The following is a 14,988-nucleotide window of genomic DNA, read 5'->3' as shown; positions in this document are numbered from 1 at the left end:
GTCAGAGGGGCGGGCGGTGGGGCTGGGCGGGGGCGTTGAGCGCCATGGATGGCGCGAAACGAGGCCCGCAGGAGCGGCTTTTGCCGTCCCCCGCACAGCCCCAGCGTCCGGCCCCGCCCGTCATCGCCGACGCAGAACGGGTTCGGGATCAGGGGTCCAGCATCCCCAAGGCGCGCGCATGCGCCAGGTCCTGCGGGGTGTCGATGTCCAGTTCCATGCCGCCTGCCGGCAACAGCAGCAGCGCATCGTCGGCGAGCGCGCGCAGGCGGGCACGGAAGCCCACATTCGACGCGCCTTGCGGCAACGCGTTGAACCAGTCACCGGGCACCACCGCAGGCACGCCGGCCAGCCCCTGCAGGCGGGTAGCCGCGCAGCCGGAGCGTGACCGGCGTGCACCCTCCAGCAGGCACTGCAGGTGCGCGCTCGAAAGCGCCGGCTGGTCCGACATCAGCACCAACACCTGCGCATGGCCGGCCACGTGCGATACAGCAGCCTGCAGGCTGCCGGCCATGCCGCTGGCGGCGTTTTCGTTGATCACCCTCTCGTACCGCAGGTCCTGGAGTGCGGCCTGGTACGCAGACGAATCGCTGCCCAGCACAACGGCGAGGACCTCCGGGCCGGTCTCCAGCGCGATACGTGCCGCACGGTGCAACAGGGTTTCGCCGTCGCGGCGCAGCAGCTGCTTGGGCTGGCCCAGCCGTGTGCTGCTGCCGGCGGCGAGCAGCACCACGGCATGACCGCCACGCTTACTCACGCGGGCGCCAAGACATCGTGGCGCCACGATTGCAACTGGGCGGCAATGCTCAGTGCGATGGCGTCGGGGCCGCGCCCCCCCAGGTCCAGCCCCACCGGCGCATGCAGGCGTGGCTGCAGCGCGTGCCGGGCGGCATCAGGCAGCAACGAGAACAGGTCATCGCGGCGCCGGGTCGGGCCCAGCAGGCCGATGAACGGCACGGGGCAGGGTGCCAGCGCCTCCAGCGCCTGCAGGTCGAGTTCGAAATTGTGATGCATCACCAGCACGACATCGGGCACGGCGGGGGTATTGGCCAGCGCGATCGAGGCAGCCAGTGGCTCCACCTCGACCGGGCTGCGCGCGCGCCACGTTGCGCGCGGGTCCGCTACCCGGACCTGCCAGCCGAGGCCCCGCAGCGTTGGCCACAGCGCCGCCACCTCGGGGCCGGCGCCGAGCATCAGGGTGCGCGGTGGCGGCATCCAGCGCAGCGACCACAGTCCCTGCGGCGCATCGAAACCACAGCAATCGGAGGGAAGGCGCTGATCCACCGCGACCTCTGCACAGCCGATGCGCACGCCGCCGCCGGCGTCCACGTCGAGCCGCATCGGACCCTCGCCACGCAACCATCCCTGCAGCACCACGGCGACCCCAGGCAGCGCGGACAACGGCAACAGCAGCAGGCGCTGGCAGCCGCGGCAGCCCACCGCGTTGCCGGAGAACAACGCGGAATCGTCGCGGGTATCGATCTCCATCCAGCCGATGCGACCGCTCGTGGCGCACCCCCGTGCCATGCGCTCGATCTCCGGCTCCAGGCAGCCCCCGCTGAGCCAACCGACGTGCGTGTGTTCGCCGAACAGCACCAGGGTGCCGGCCCGCGCGTAGGTCGAGCCTTCGGTCTCCAGCACCACCGCCAGCGTCACCGGCTGGCCAGCGGTGCAGGCAGCGGCCGCGGCCTCCACCACACGGGCCATCCCGGCGTCGGGCACGTCCACTATCGGGATGGCAGGCAGCCGGGTCATGCGATGTCCGGCAGTCCACCGAGCAGCTTGTCCAGCGTGATCGGGTAGCTGCGCACGCGCACGCCCGTCGCGTTGTAGATTGCGTTGGCCACCGCGGCGCTGACACCGCACAGGCCCAGCTCACCCACGCCCTTTGCCTTCATCGGCGAAGAGATCGCATCGGCTTCGTCCAGGAACACGACCTCCTGGTGTGGGACATCGGCATGCACCGGCACTTCATAGCCGGCCAGATCGTGGTTGACGAAGAAGCCCAGGCGGGTATCCACGGCAAGCTCTTCGGACAGCGCCGCGCCGATGCCCATCGTCATCGCACCGATCACCTGGCTGCGCGCGGTCTTCGGATTGAGGATGCGGCCGGCGGCGCAGACGGCGAGCATGCGGCGGATGCGGCTTTCGCCGGTGGCCACGTCCACGCCGACTTCCACGAAATGTGCAGCGAAGGTTGACTGCTGGTACTTCTCTTCCAGGCTGGCGAACTCGATGCTGTCTTCGACCACCAGGTCACCATCGGCGGCGGCCTTGCCCAGCGCCGCCGAGCGGTTGCCATCGCGGACCTTGCCGTCGGCGAAAGTGGCGCTGTCCGCGTCGTAGCCGAGCTTGCCGGCAATGGCCGCGCGCAGCTTGGTGCAGGCCGCGAATACGCCGGCGGTGGCACTGTTGGCGCCCCACTGGCCGCCCGAGCCGGCCGAGGCCGGGAAGCTGGAATCCCCCAGCTTCACCGTGACCTGGTCCAGGCTGACGCCGAGCATTTCCGCAGCGGTCTGGCCGAGGATGGTGTAGCTGCCGGTACCGATGTCGGTCATGTCGGTTTCCACGGTGACATGGCCCTTGCCATCCAGCCGCACCCGCGCGCCGGACTTCATCACCAGGTTGTTGCGGAAGCCGGCGGCCACGCCCATGCCGACCAGCCAGCGGCCATCGCGGCGCTGGGCTGGCGCGGCGGACCGCTTGTCCCAGCCGAAGCGCTGCGCGCCCTGCTGCAGGCACTGCACCAGCTGCCGCTGCGAGAACGGCCGTTCGGGGTTGGACGGGTCCACCTGGGTATCGTTGCGGATCCGGAATTCGACCGGGTCCAGCTCGAGCTTCTCGGCCATTTCGTCCATGGCGATTTCCAGCGCCATCAGCCCCGGTGCTTCGCCCGGTGCGCGCATGGCGTTGCCTTCCGGCAGGTCCATCGTGTGCAGGCGCAGGCCGGCCAGTCGATTGGCGCCGGCATACAACAGCTTGGTCTGCTGTACCGCCTCTTCCGGCGAACCGCCGGCAAGGTTGCCCGACCACGACTCATGTCCGATCGCGGTGAGCGTGCCTTCGGCCGTGGCACCCAGCCGGATGCGCTGCACGGTGGCAGGCCGGTGGGTGGTGTTGTTGGCGATCAGCGGCCGCTGCAGCGCCAGCTTGACCGGACGCTTGGCCGCACGCGCGCCCAGCGCAGCCAGTACCACATCGGAACGGATGAACAACTTGCCGCCGAAGCCACCGCCGATGAACGGCGACACCAGCCGCACCTTGTCCTCCGGCAGGCCGAGCGTGGTGGCCAGGTCTTTCTTTCCCCAGGCGATCATCTGGTTGGAGGTCCACACGGTCAGCTGGTCACCCTCCCAGGCGGCCAGCGAGGCGTGCGGTTCCATCATCGCGTGCGACTGGTCAGGCGTGTGGTACGTGGCGTCCAGCGTCACCGGTGCATCGCCGTAGGCTTTCTCGAAGTTGCCCACGCGTGCATCGGGATCGGTGTCCTGCAGCTTGTTTCCGGCCCTTTTCGCAGCGTCAAGGTCGAACACCCCCTTGCTCGGGGCATAGCGGATCCGGACCAGGTCCGCGGCGGCGCGCGCCTGCTCGAAGGTTTCGGCCACCACCAGTGCCAATGCCTGGTGGTAGTGGTCGACCTGCGGGCCACCCAGCAACGGGGCGGTATTGCGGTCGCCCTTGTGCAGGGGGCCGGCGTTGTCGGCGGTGACGATGGCGAGCACGCCGGGCGAGGCACGTGCGGCGTCGAGGTCCATCGCGCTGACCCGTCCCTTGGCGATGCCGGCGCCGACCACGTAGCCATAGGCGGGCGATGCGGCGACGTCGTGCCACTCATACGCATAACGGGCATGTCCGGTGGTCTTCTGCGGGCCATCGATGCGATCAAGCGGCTTGCCGACCACCTTCATCTGGTCGATGGGATTGGTGCCTGCGGGGGTATCGAATTTCATGGATCAGCTCCTCGCCTGCAGCAGGACCGAGGCCAGCGTGCGTTCGGCAAGCTGTACCTTGAACTGGTTTTCAGGGCTGGGCGTGGCGCCCTGCAGCAGGTTGCCGATCACCGCACGCGCGCCCTGCGGCAACAGCGCGTCGGCGGCATCGCTGCGCCATGGCTTGTAGGCCACCCCACCCAATGCCACGCGGCCGCTGCCGTCGGCCTGCAGCACGGCGGCGACCGAAACCAGCGCGAAAGCGTAGGACGCGCGGTCGCGCACCTTGCGGTAGAGGTGGGTGCCGCCCAGTGGGGCAGGCAGGAGGGCCGCGGTGATCAGCTCCCCCTTCTCCAGCACCGTCTCGATGTGCGGGGTCTTTCCCGGTGCGCGGTAGAAATCATCCAGTCCGATGCGGCGCGTGCTGCCGTCGGCGCGCACGGTCTCTACCGTTGCATCCAGCAGCATCATGGCCACGGCCATGTCGCTGGGATGGGTGGCGATGCACGATGGGCTGGTGCCGATCACCGCCAGCTGCCGGCTGACGCCGCCAATGGCCGCGCAGCCGCTGCCGGGCAGGCGCTTGTTGCAGGGCTGGGCGGTATCGTAGAAATAGGGGCAGCGGGTGCGCTGCAGCAGGTTGCCGGCGGTGGTTGCCTTGTTACGCAACTGTCCGGACGCGCCTGCGACCAGCGCACGGGTCAGCAGGGCATAGTCGCGGCGGATCCGGCTGTCGGCGGCCAGGTCGGTGTTGCGCACCAGCGCGCCGATGCGCACGCCGCCGTCCTCGGTGGCCTCGATCGTATCCAGCTTGAGTCCGTTGACGTCGATCAGATGGCTGGGGATCTCGATCTCCAGCTTCATCAGGTCCAGCAGGTTGGTGCCGCCGGCGATGAAGCGGGCTCCCTGGGTGCGGGCGGCCGCAGCGGCGGCTTCGGCCGGAGTGCGTGCGCGTTCGTAGGTGAAGGCTCTCATGCGCGCTGGCCTCCGACGTCTTCGATGGCTTCGATGATGTTGGAATAGGCACCGCAGCGGCACAGGTTGCCACTCATGCGCTCGCGTATTTCTTCAGCGCTGGCCTCGCTGCGCGCGGTCAGGTCGGCGGTGACATGGCTGGGAATGCCTTGCTTGATTTCCTTCAGTACCGCAACGGCCGAGCAGATCTGCCCGGGCGTGCAATAGCCGCACTGGTAGCCATCATGCTTGACGAAGGCGGCCTGCATCGGGTGCAGGTCATCGGGTGATCCCAGGCCCTCGATGGTGGTGATCTCGGCACCTTCGTGCATCACCGCCAGGCTCAGGCAGGCATTGATGCGACGGCCGTCGACGATCACCGTGCAGGCGCCGCACTGGCCGTGGTCACAGCCTTTCTTGGTGCCGGTCAGGTGCAGGTGCTCGCGCAGCGCGTCCAGCAGGGTGACACGCGTATCCAGCTTCAGTGCGCGCGCTCGGCCATTGACCTTGAAAGCCACCTCGGCGGTGACGGGCGCGCGCGCGGGGGTGCCGATTCCAGGCACGTCAGCCATGGCGGCAGGGGCGACCAGCACCGATGCCGAGCCCGCGCCGAGCTTGAGCAGGGTGCGCCGGCTGAGCGCGAATTCGGGAGGGGTATTCATGCAAGGCGGATCCTCTATGGCGGGTGCAGGCATGGCTGAGGGGATCGCGGCGCTCCGATCCAGGCAGGGCGCCGAGGACTCCAGCATGGCCGCAGCCAAGTAGTCAGGGGGTGAACCGACACCGGGAGGGAGAAACGAGCAGAGGCGCGCGGGGTCAGCGACCCGACTCAGATGGCGGGCGTGCTGCCCAGGCCTTCAGCAGGGGCAGCGGATCGTAGGCGCCCTGCGCGCCGTAGATGCCCCAATGCAGGTGCGGCGGCGTGCCTTTCGCATTGCCGGTGTCCCCGACGTAACCCAGCAGTGTGCCCGCATCGACCACCTCGCCGCGCGCCAGCCCGTCCCGCCATCCAGCCAGGTGGGCGTAGTAATAGCGTTCCCGCGCGGGCCCCTGGATCCACACCTGGCGCCCGCCCAGGCCGCCCTCGCGCACGTCCATCACGATGCCGCGGGTGGCGCTGCGTACGGCGGTGCCGCGTGCGGCGAAGATGTCCACCCCGGCATGGGTGCGATCGGCGCCGCGTGGCGCACCGAAGGTGTCGGCCACCTGGCGCGCGCGTACGCCTTCGACCGGTACCGGCAGGGCGGTGGGCGCGGGCATCCGCGAGATATCCCACATCGCGCGTGGCACCGCGGCCCAGCGACTGTTCCAGAGCGCACCGCCGGCCACGATCAACACGGCGATCCAGGCCACGCGCAACAGCCAGCGGCGGAGTTTTCGCGCAGGCGAAGGCCCTGCAGGTGCGGCGGCGGGATCAGTCAAAGGGCAGGCCGGTCATGGAGGACGGTCCAGCATGCCAGCGGCGGCATCAACGGTGCGTGGCCGCCGACGGGCAGATCGGACCTGCCGCGCGCCGGGCGGCCCGGTCAGCCGGCGCGTTCTTCGTCCAGGGTGCCACGCACCGCCCGTGCCAGGTCGATGCGGGTGAACGGCTTGGGCAGGATCGCGATGTTCCGGCCAAGCTGGTTGTTGGACTGGTGGTCGCGCGGATAGCCCGAAGTGAACAGGATGCTCAGCGTGGGCTTGCGCTGGCGTGACTGGCGGGCAAGCTCCCAGCCGGTCATGCCGGGCATCACGATGTCCGAAAACAGCAGGTCCACGTCCACATCGGGACGATCCAGCAGGCGCAGCGCCGATGGCCCGTCATGCGCTTCCAGGACGCGGTAGCCGAACTGGCGCAGCGCTTCTACGGTATAGGCACGCACGTCGTCGTTGTCTTCGGCCACCAGGATGATTTCATCCCTTGCCTCGTACTCGGCATAGCCATTGTCCTCGGCCAGCCGCGGGCCCGGCAGCGGCAGGCTGGAACGCGGGAACAGCATGGTGATCACCGTGCCGCTGCCGGGCGTGGAATCCAGCTGCACGTGGCCACCGGACTGCTTGACGAAGCCATACACCATCGACAGGCCGAGACCGGTTCCGCGACCGACTTCCTTGGTGGTGAAGAACGGTTCGAACACCCGGGCCATGGTGTCCGCGTCCATGCCATGCCCATCATCGCGCACCCGCAGCACCGCGTACTGCCCGGGCGGGACGTCCGGATTCTGTTCGGCGAACTCCTCATCCAGCACGCTGGTGCCCGTCTCCAGCATCAGCGTACCGCCGTCGGGCATCGCATCGCGCGCGTTCACCGCCAGGTTGAGGATGGAAGCTTCCAGCTGGCCCGGATCGACCTCCACGCACCACACATCCGGCGCGGTCGCGATCTCCAGCCTGACCAGTTCGCCGAGCGCACGCTGCAGCATGTCCTGCATGCCCTGCACCTGCTCGTTGAGGTTGACCGCCTGGTTCAGCAGCGGCTGGCGGCGTGCGAAGGCCAGCAGGCGCTGGGTGAGGCTGGCCGCGCGCAGCACCCCCTTCAGTGCGTTGTCCAGCGGACGCGAAACGGGGCCTGCCTGCTCGCCGAGGCGATCGGTCAGCAGCTTGGCATGCTCCACGTTGCCGGCGATGACGGTCAGGATGTTGTTGAAATCATGGGCGATGCCACCGGTCAGCTGGCCCACCGCCTCGATCTTCTGGCTCTGCCGCAGCGCCTCTTCGGCCTGCCGGCGTGCGGTGGTTTCCACCGCTTCGGAGACCACCGCGGTGACCGTCCGGTGGTGATCGAGCAGCGGGCGGAAGGAAAACTCGAACGAGCGGGTGCCGGTTGGCAGCTGCAGCTCCAGTTCCTGCCGGGATTCGTTGCCGGCGGCGGCGGCCTGCACGGCGCCGTGCACGGCGGTGGCCGCATCCGGGCTGCCCGAAAACCAGGCGGAGTCCCAGAACAGGCGGCCGCTGACATCGCTTTTCTCTGCCAGGATCGCCGCCAGCGATGCCCGGTTGGCATCCAGCACGCGGCCCTCCGGGCTGATCAGTACCTGCAGCTGGAAGCTGGATTCAAACACGGCCTGCAGCCGGCTTTCGCTCTGGCGCAGGTCGGCGGTGCGCTGCTCGACCTGCTGTTCAAGCGATTCGTTGGCATCACGCAGCAACAGCTCGGCCTGCTTGAGGTCGCTGATGTCGCGGGCCAGGGTGTAGTAGCCGGCCACCTGGCCATCGGCGGCGATCTCCGGGACGCCGTCGAGCAGCACATGGCGTGCACTCCCGTCGGCGCGCGGGACCTCCAGCTCGAAGCTGACCCGTTGACCCTGCAGCACCTGCTGCAGGTGGGGCAGGGCGGCGTCGAACATGCCCGGGCCGGCCACGTCACTGATCTGCAGGCCAATCATCTCCGCTGGCGGCCGCCCATGCCAGGCCTGGTACGCATTGTTGGCGAACCGGTAACGATGGTCCGGGCCCAGGTGGGCGATCAGGGCGGGCATCGAATCGGTGATCAGCTGCAGGCGGTCGCGGCTCTGTTTCAGTTCCACCTCGGCGCGGCGAAGCTTCTCCCTGGCTTCCGCTTCACGGATGGCGCGCAGGATGGCATCGGGCAGGCGCTGCAGGCGCTGCTTGACCACGTAGTCGCGCGCGCCGCGGGTCAGCGCCTGCACGGCCAGTTCTTCGGTCAGGGTGCCGGAGACGAAGATGAAAGGCAGCTGCGGCACCCGCTCGCTGGCCAGGGTCAATGCGGTGTCGCCATCGAAGCCGGGCAGGACGTGGTCGGCAAGGATCACGTCGTGGCGATCACCATCGAGCTCGGCGAGGAACGCCTCCCGCGTCCACACGCGCTGGATCACGAACGCCATGCGCGCGCGGGACAGCTGCGCTTGGATCAGTTCCGCGTCGAGCGCGCTGTCCTCGAGCATGAGGATGCGGATCGGCGCATCCCTGGGTGTTTCAGTCATTCGTGCGGCCTTGGCCTGGCGGGCGGATGGGATGCGGCGGCGGATTGTTGGTGATGCCCCAGAACATGCCCAGACCCTGGATGGCGTCGAAGAATTCCTTGAAGTCCACCGGCTTGACGACGAACGCATTGACGCCCAGCTCGTAGCTGCGCACCAGGTCCTGCTCTTCGCGCGAGGACGTCAGCATCACGATCGGTGTGCGGCTGAGGTGGCGGTCACCGCGCACCTCGGCCAGCACTTCCAGGCCGTTCAACTTGGGCAGCTTCAGGTCGAGCAGCACGACCACGGGGCCCCCGTGGTTGAGGTCCTTCCAGGCGCCTTCGCCGCGCAGGTACTGCAGTGCCTCGACCCCGTCGCGCACATGGGTGACCTGGTTGAGCAACTGGCAGCGCGCCAGCGCATCGAGGGTCAGCTCGGCGTCTTTCGGATTGTCTTCCACGAGCAGGATCGGTCGCAGGTCCCTCATGCAGTACCTCGTTGGGAATACGGTAAGGTGAAATGGAACGTAGCGCCGGCGCCCGGCTCGCCTTCGGCCCAGGTGCGGCCGCCGTGCCGGCTGACGATGCGGTGGACGTTGGCCAGCCCGATACCGGTGCCTTCGAACTCGTCGGCGTGGTGCAGTCGCTGGAAGACCCCGAACAACTTGTCGACATAGCGCATGTCGAACCCGCAGCCGTTGTCGCGGACATGGAAGACGTGCTCGCTGCCGTTGTCTTCGTGGCCGATTTCGATGGTCGGCTCGGCGCTGTCACGGGTGAACTTGATCGCATTGCCCAGCAGGTTCTGCCATACCAGCCGCAGCATGCTGGAATCGGCCTCGACCCGCGGCAATGGTGCGATGGACCAGGTGATGCTGCGCCCGCCGGTTTCCATCACCAGGTTGCGCCGCACGTCTTCCACCAGCGTGGCGACATCCACGCTCACCAGGCCCATGCTGGAGCGGCCCATCTGCGAGAAACTGAGCAGGTCATCGACCAGCGTGCCGGCGGATTTGGCCGATTCCACGATCGTGGCCAGGAAGCGTTTTTCGGTGTCGGTCAGCTTGTCCGCCGCCGAACTGCCCAGCAGCTCGGAATAGCCGACGATGTGGCGGAAAGGCGCGCGCAGGTCGTGGCTGACCGAATAGGAAAACGCCTCCAGCTCCTTGTTGCTGCGCAGCAGCTGTTCATTGAGCTCGGCCATTTCCTCGGCCTTGCGCAGCACGATGTCCACGATGGCCGTGCGCAGCTCGATCGCTGCGTCGCGGTCCACGTCCTGCCAGGGCGTGGACTGCTCGCGCACCGTTTCCTTCCATGCCTCGAAGGACAGCCGCGGCGAGAGCCTGCCGTCGACGGCGGCCTTGCGGGGTTCGCCGCCCCAGCGCACCGTGCGCATGACTTCGGCGCGGAACCACAGCACGAAACTGTCGTGCAGCTGCGAGATCGAAATGGCCATGACGCCGCTGGCGAGCTCGGCGAAGGCAGCCGCTTCCGGCCAGATCGCGGGCAGGGCATCGGTGTGGAACACGTCCTCGGCGGGGTGATGGCGGGTCAGCCAGTCCACCAGCGCGTTGACGTCGGTCTGGCCCGGGGTCTGCCCCAGCAGCACGCACTGGCCGCGGTGGACGATCGCCGCGCCGGTGGCGCCGGTAAGGTCCAGCAGGCTTTTCTGGTCGCGACCCAGCGCCGCCATGAAATCTTCGTCGCCGGCCATCCGCCCGAGCAGGCGGACCTGGATGGCGCGCCGCGCGATGCGCTCCTCCACCGCCAATGCGCGCTCCTTCAAGGCGATCTGCAGCGACAGGATCTGTCCGATGAACTCACACGCGGTGCGCACGTGATAGGGCACGCGGCGCGGCAACTGGTTGTGGCAGGACACCAGTCCCCACAGACGGCCTTCTGCCAGCAGCGACACCGACAGCGAGGCGCCGGTTCCCATGTTGCGCATGTACTGCAGGTGCACGGGCGAAACGCTGCGCAGGACCGCCAGGCTGAGGTCGGTGGGGGCGGCACCGGCCAGGCCTGCACTGCGCAGCAGCGGCACCGCCCGGTAGTCGTTGTCGGCGATCAGCCGCACGCGGTTGCGCCGATACAGTTCACGTGCCTGCGCCGGGATATCCGATTCGGGGAAGCGCAGGTCCATGTAGGACGGCAGCCGGTCATTGCGATCCTCGGCCACCACCGCGCCGTTCCAGTCCTTGTCGAACTGGTAGATCAGCGTGCGGTCGAAACCGGCCAGGTCGCGCACGTGGCGCGCACCGATCTCGCACAGCGAAGCGATGTCCGGAGCCACCTCGACCTCACCCATGAAGCGGCGTATGTGGGGGTACAGGTCTTCCAGGGAGCCGGGTTCGCCGTCGACCGGCTCTTCCAGTTCGATGATGAAATGGGTTTCGCTGCGGTGCGCCAGCGCATGGTGGCGACCGGACCGCCCGAGCTGGACCGAGCCGAGGAACACCGTGGATTCCGGTGCCAGCAGGTCCAGGTGTCGTCGATAGGGCACCAGCGCGCCGCCGAGCACCCGGTCCAGGTGCTGGTCCAGCGGATCACCGAAGTCCTCCAGCACCTGCGCCTGGCTTACGGCGCGTTCCTGTACCCGCATCGACAGCGGGTCCACCACCAGCAACACCCCGTATGGCTGGATGGCCCCGGGCGTATGGATCGGTTCACGCGCGCAGCTGGATAGATCCAGGTCGACATCAGGGGCGTCGTTCATGGGAACTCCTCGGTTACGAACCTGCCCACGGCAGCGAAGGCAGCGCGTGCGCCGTCCTCGACGTGCCGTTCGTCCGCCGCGGGCAGCGCGATGGCATTCAAGGCAGTGGTGAAGCGGCGCCAATGGGCCGCAACGCCCCCGGCAGGAGGAGCAAGATGGCGTGCGCCGAAGGCCCGGTCCACGCCCAGCGGGGCAGCCAGTCTGTAGATCACCGCACCGCCCAACGCGGATCCCTCGGCCACGTACAGCCAGCCCAGCGCGGTGGGCAGCGGCAGGGTGGCGGGCAGCACCGGGACCGGCGCAGGCAGCGGTGACTGCAGGTCGGACAGGTCGCGGCTGATCCCTTCCAGCCGGCGCCGGGCAGGCAGGTCGGGCAGCAGCGGTTGCAATGCCGATGCGGCGTAGAGACTGTCCACGTGCTGGTGCAGGCGGTGCTGCACGCGCAGGAAGGCGGCGAAGCGTTCGCGGCTTTCGAAGATGCGTTGGGCCATGATGCGCTGGTCCAGCCGCTCGTGCGTTTCATGGGTGGCGCGTTTCAGGCGCTCGGCACGGGTAGGCGGCAGGGCCGGGTCAGGTACTGGCATCGACGACGACGGGCAGGATGCACGATGGGGGAGACGCTGCAGAATATCAGACCGCCCGATGGCCTCGTGTCAACGGAATTTCATCCGCTCCGGTGATGCACCAACGGCCCGCTGCGCTCGCCGACCATGGGTCGGCGCTGCCGGTCTACATCAGCCCCAGGGTCACCAAAGCGAGCACGATGTAGCGCATGGCCTTGGCGATGAATACCAGCGGCAGGAACACCCGCAGCGGCTCGCGCATCACGCCGGCCGCCAGGGTGATCGGGTCGCCGATCACCGGAGCCCACGACAGCAGCAGCGACCAGCGCCCGTAACGTCGATACCAGGCCTGCGCGCGCTCCAGCCGTACTGGCGAAACCGGGAACCAGCGACGCCCCTGGAACCGTTGCACCTGCAGGCCGAGCCACCAGTTGACCAGCGATCCCAGCACGTTGCCGGCGGTCGCCACCGCGACCAGCAGGACCGGATCGCCGCCGTCCAGCAGCAGGGCCACCAGCACCGCCTCGGACTGGGCGGGCAGGAGGGTGGCGGCGATGAGGGCGGCGAGGAACAGGCCGGACAGGGAAAGCATGCTTCATTCTACGGCGGCGGTGTCCTCGCGCGGCTTTCAGCCCGCCCGCGCCATGCTGTGCCGGTCCATCCGCAGCAACCGAGGTGCCGCATGCCCCGTTCGCGCACGCTGACGATCGCGACCTTCAACGTCAACGGCATCAACAGCCGTCTGCCGCACCTGCTGGCGTGGCTGGAGCAGGAACAGCCGGATATCGTCGCCCTGCAGGAACTGAAGGCGACCGACAGCGGGTTCCCGATCGCCGCCATCGAAGGCGCGGGCTACGGGGCGATATGGCAGGGCCAGGCGTCGTGGAACGGCGTTGCCCTGCTGGCCCGCGGCAGCGTCCCGGTGGAGAGCCGCCGCGGCCTTCCCGGCGCACCAGCGGATACCCAGGCGCGCTATATCGAGGCGGCGGTGCACGGCATCGTGGTGGCCGCGCTTTACCTGCCCAACGGTAATCCGCAGCCGGGGCCGAAATATGATTACAAGCTGGCGTGGATGCAGCGGCTCACGCGGCATGCCCGCACCTTGGTGAAGCTGGAGCATCCGGTGGCCATGCTCGGTGATTTCAACGTCATTCCCACCGATGAGGATGTGTACGACGCCGCCGCGTGGAAGAAGGATGCGCTGATCCAGCCTGCGGTGCGCGAGGCCTACCAGAAGCTCCTGGCGCAGGGCTGGACCGATGCACTGCGGTCCTGTTCCGGTGAGCAGCGGGTATATACCTTCTGGGACTATTTCCGCCAGCACGCGCAACGCGACCGCGGCCTGCGCATCGACCACCTACTGCTGAATCCGGTGCTGGCGCCGGGACTGGTCGAAGCCGGCGTGGACCGTTGGGTGCGCCTGCAGGAGAAGGCCAGCGACCATGCGCCCACCTGGGCCAGGATCAAACTGCCGGCGGTCCGCCGAGCTTCCTGATATCGGCCAGCAGCAGCGCATGGGCGGCCTCGCGCGCTGCCCCCTCGCCCTGGCGCAGCACCCAGGACGGATGCACGGTGACCAGCGCCGGGGTGCCGTCATGCAGGGTGTGCCACTGCCCACGCCCTTCGCTGAAACGGAATGCGGCGCCGAGCAGCGCCGAGGCGGCCGTGGCGCCCAGGCACACCACGGTATCCGGACGCACCTGTTCGATCTCACCTGCCAGCCAGGAACGGCAGGCCTGCACGTGCTCGCGGTCGGGGCGCTGGTGCACGCGGACTTTGCCACGGCGCTGGAAGCGGAAGTGCTTCACCGCGTTGGTCAGGTAGAGCGTGGTCCGATCAATGCCGGCCTCGGCGAGCACGCGATCCAGCAACTGGCCGGCCGGCCCCACGAACGGTCGGCCGCTGAGGTCCTCTCGGTCTCCGGGCTGCTCACCGATCAGCATCACCCGCGCATCGGCCGGTCCTTCGCCGAACACGGTCTGGGTGGCCGGTTCCCACAGTGCGCAGCGCCGGCAGGCGGCGGCGCGGTGTCGCTGCGCGGTGAGTGAATCGGGAAGGGCCTCGGCGGCGCGTGCGGCGGCTGCCGACGGCAGCAACGGTGCCTCGGGAATCCGGCGCTGCGGCACCGATGCTTGGCGCGCATGCATTTCCTCCACGCGCGTACCGGCATCGCGCACCAACCGCGGCAGCAACGTGGCTTCGGGCAGGTGCTTCCAGTATTTGACCGGCATCTCCTGGCGCATCATCCGCTCATTCAACCGCGCCGGGTTGAAGATGCTGGCGTAGTAGGTGCGCCACAGCTCCTCGCGTGAATCATCGGCAGGGGCGTCGCTGCGCTGCGCACCGGGGCCGGCGCTCAGTTGGCTGCCATCCCAGTACGCACTGCGCGAGGGTGTCAGGATGGCCCAGCGCATGCCGGCGAAGCGGCGCGCGAAAAATGGCGCGACCCGGTCCACGATATGGTGGTCCGGTTCGAACCAGGCGATGAACGCATCGTCCTCGCCGGGCACCTGGCGGAAACGCACGAAGGCCTTCATCTTGTGCGAATCGCGGCGTACCGCCTGCGCCAGCGCATTGGCGCGCAGCACATCGGCATCGGCGGGGTTGGACAGCACCTCGCGCTGGCCGTGGGCTATCCGCCACAGCAAGCGGTACAGCAGCGGCAGGCGCTGCGGATCGCGATGGCACAACACGCTGGCCGCCAGTTCCAGGAAGGCCTTGGACACGCGTGGGCCGGGTGCGCCGCCGCCGGCGCCCGACGTTGCCGCGCCCGCCAGCGCCGGCGCATCCAGCAGCGAGGCCTCGGTGCCCTCCAGCCAGTCGATCTGTTCAGGTGCCACCGCTGCAGCAAGCCCCAGGCGCGCGGCCGCCCGCCAGCCATCCAGTGACCACGGCGGATCGATCCGTGCCGACCAGCGCTGCATC

The 14,988-nt window shown here is 68.5% G+C and carries 13 protein-coding genes; 1 reads left to right on the top strand and 12 read right to left on the bottom strand.

Annotation, left to right across the window (positions count from 1 at the left end; all coding sequences use genetic code 11):
• Window positions 1–148: 148 nt before the first annotated feature.
• The 11 genes from ACI2JH_RS00600 to ACI2JH_RS00550 all read right to left on the bottom strand — a co-directional run bounded on the left by ACI2JH_RS00600 (window position 149) and on the right by ACI2JH_RS00550 (window position 12,655).
• Window positions 149–754 (bottom strand): NTP transferase domain-containing protein, encoded by a 606-nt coding sequence (locus ACI2JH_RS00600; RefSeq protein WP_404735122.1) that lies wholly within the window; start codon window positions 752–754, stop codon window positions 149–151.
• Window positions 751–1,752: an XdhC family protein gene (locus ACI2JH_RS00595; protein ID WP_404735121.1), complete on the bottom strand. Its 1,002-nt coding sequence runs from the start codon at window positions 1,750–1,752 to the stop codon at window positions 751–753. Before ACI2JH_RS00595 ends, ACI2JH_RS00600 begins: the two co-directional genes overlap by 4 nt.
• Window positions 1,749–3,947: an aldehyde oxidoreductase molybdenum-binding subunit PaoC gene (paoC, locus tag ACI2JH_RS00590; protein ID WP_182656101.1), complete on the bottom strand. Its 2,199-nt coding sequence runs from the start codon at window positions 3,945–3,947 to the stop codon at window positions 1,749–1,751. Before paoC ends, ACI2JH_RS00595 begins: the two co-directional genes overlap by 4 nt.
• 3 nt (window positions 3,948–3,950) lie before the next feature.
• Window positions 3,951–4,901, bottom strand: a complete 951-nt coding sequence (locus ACI2JH_RS00585; protein WP_404735120.1) for an FAD binding domain-containing protein — start codon at window positions 4,899–4,901, stop codon at window positions 3,951–3,953.
• The gene (paoA, locus tag ACI2JH_RS00580) at window positions 4,898–5,542 is read right to left on the bottom strand and encodes an aldehyde dehydrogenase iron-sulfur subunit PaoA (protein ID WP_404735119.1); all 645 of its coding nucleotides are present in this window, start codon (window positions 5,540–5,542) and stop codon (window positions 4,898–4,900) included. Before paoA ends, ACI2JH_RS00585 begins: the two co-directional genes overlap by 4 nt.
• A 154-nt stretch (window positions 5,543–5,696) precedes the next feature.
• Window positions 5,697–6,302, bottom strand: coding sequence for a M23 family metallopeptidase (locus ACI2JH_RS00575; protein ID WP_404735118.1), 606 nt, complete (start codon window positions 6,300–6,302; stop codon window positions 5,697–5,699).
• Between the two features lie 104 nt (window positions 6,303–6,406).
• Window positions 6,407–8,806: a PAS domain-containing protein gene (locus tag ACI2JH_RS00570; RefSeq protein ID WP_404735117.1), complete on the bottom strand. Its 2,400-nt coding sequence runs from the start codon at window positions 8,804–8,806 to the stop codon at window positions 6,407–6,409.
• Window positions 8,799–9,272 (bottom strand): response regulator, encoded by a 474-nt coding sequence (locus tag ACI2JH_RS00565; protein WP_101100981.1) that lies wholly within the window; start codon window positions 9,270–9,272, stop codon window positions 8,799–8,801. Before ACI2JH_RS00565 ends, ACI2JH_RS00570 begins: the two co-directional genes overlap by 8 nt.
• Window positions 9,269–11,500 (bottom strand): ATP-binding protein, encoded by a 2,232-nt coding sequence (locus ACI2JH_RS00560; protein WP_404735116.1) that lies wholly within the window; start codon window positions 11,498–11,500, stop codon window positions 9,269–9,271. The genes ACI2JH_RS00565 and ACI2JH_RS00560 overlap by 4 nt, the downstream gene beginning before the upstream one ends.
• Complete coding sequence (locus ACI2JH_RS00555) at window positions 11,497–12,084, bottom strand: biliverdin-producing heme oxygenase (RefSeq protein ID WP_182656096.1); 588 nt, start codon at window positions 12,082–12,084, stop codon at window positions 11,497–11,499. Before ACI2JH_RS00555 ends, ACI2JH_RS00560 begins: the two co-directional genes overlap by 4 nt.
• A 145-nt stretch (window positions 12,085–12,229) precedes the next feature.
• Window positions 12,230–12,655, bottom strand: coding sequence for a YqaA family protein (locus ACI2JH_RS00550; protein WP_404735115.1), 426 nt, complete (start codon window positions 12,653–12,655; stop codon window positions 12,230–12,232).
• A 90-nt stretch (window positions 12,656–12,745) separates the two neighbouring features.
• Here ACI2JH_RS00550 and xth point away from each other — a divergent pair, with 90 nt between their 5' ends.
• A complete protein-coding gene (xth, locus tag ACI2JH_RS00545; protein WP_101100989.1) occupies window positions 12,746–13,558 on the top strand; it encodes an exodeoxyribonuclease III in 813 nt (270 codons plus the stop codon).
• On the opposite strand, the gene ACI2JH_RS00540 is transcribed toward xth, so the two are convergent.
• Complete coding sequence (locus ACI2JH_RS00540; protein ID WP_349998541.1) at window positions 13,527–14,987, bottom strand: UdgX family uracil-DNA binding protein; 1,461 nt, start codon at window positions 14,985–14,987, stop codon at window positions 13,527–13,529. The two genes, xth and ACI2JH_RS00540, sit on opposite strands and share 32 nt — an antisense overlap.
• Between the last annotated feature and the right edge of the window lies 1 nt (window position 14,988).

The organism is Stenotrophomonas sp. NPDC078853 (assembly GCF_044901215.1).
In the GTDB taxonomy this organism is placed as follows: Bacteria; Pseudomonadota; Gammaproteobacteria; order Xanthomonadales; family Xanthomonadaceae; genus Stenotrophomonas; species Stenotrophomonas lacuserhaii.
The sequence above is the reverse complement of the archived record's forward strand: the minus strand, read 5'-3'. Positions and strand labels throughout refer to the sequence as shown.

Excerpts from the sequence above, each read along its gene's own strand:
- ACI2JH_RS00565 (WP_101100981.1), bottom strand. The coding sequence starts at position 9,272 with ATGAGGGACCTGCGACCGATCCTGCTCGTGGAAGACAATCCGAAAGAC.
- ACI2JH_RS00540 (WP_349998541.1), bottom strand. The coding sequence starts at position 14,987 with ATGCAGCGCTGGTCGGCACGGATCGATCCGCCGTGGTCACTGGATGGC.
- paoC (WP_182656101.1), bottom strand. The coding sequence starts at position 3,947 with ATGAAATTCGATACCCCCGCAGGCACCAATCCCATCGACCAGATGAAG.
- ACI2JH_RS00560 (WP_404735116.1), bottom strand. The coding sequence starts at position 11,500 with ATGAACGACGCCCCTGATGTCGACCTGGATCTATCCAGCTGCGCGCGT.
- ACI2JH_RS00570 (WP_404735117.1), bottom strand. The coding sequence starts at position 8,806 with ATGACTGAAACACCCAGGGATGCGCCGATCCGCATCCTCATGCTCGAG.
- ACI2JH_RS00595 (WP_404735121.1), bottom strand. The coding sequence starts at position 1,752 with ATGACCCGGCTGCCTGCCATCCCGATAGTGGACGTGCCCGACGCCGGG.
- ACI2JH_RS00550 (WP_404735115.1), bottom strand. The coding sequence starts at position 12,655 with ATGCTTTCCCTGTCCGGCCTGTTCCTCGCCGCCCTCATCGCCGCCACC.
- xth (WP_101100989.1), top strand. The coding sequence starts at position 12,746 with ATGCCCCGTTCGCGCACGCTGACGATCGCGACCTTCAACGTCAACGGC.
- ACI2JH_RS00555 (WP_182656096.1), bottom strand. The coding sequence starts at position 12,084 with ATGCCAGTACCTGACCCGGCCCTGCCGCCTACCCGTGCCGAGCGCCTG.
- ACI2JH_RS00585 (WP_404735120.1), bottom strand. The coding sequence starts at position 4,901 with ATGAGAGCCTTCACCTACGAACGCGCACGCACTCCGGCCGAAGCCGCC.
- paoA (WP_404735119.1), bottom strand. The coding sequence starts at position 5,542 with ATGAATACCCCTCCCGAATTCGCGCTCAGCCGGCGCACCCTGCTCAAG.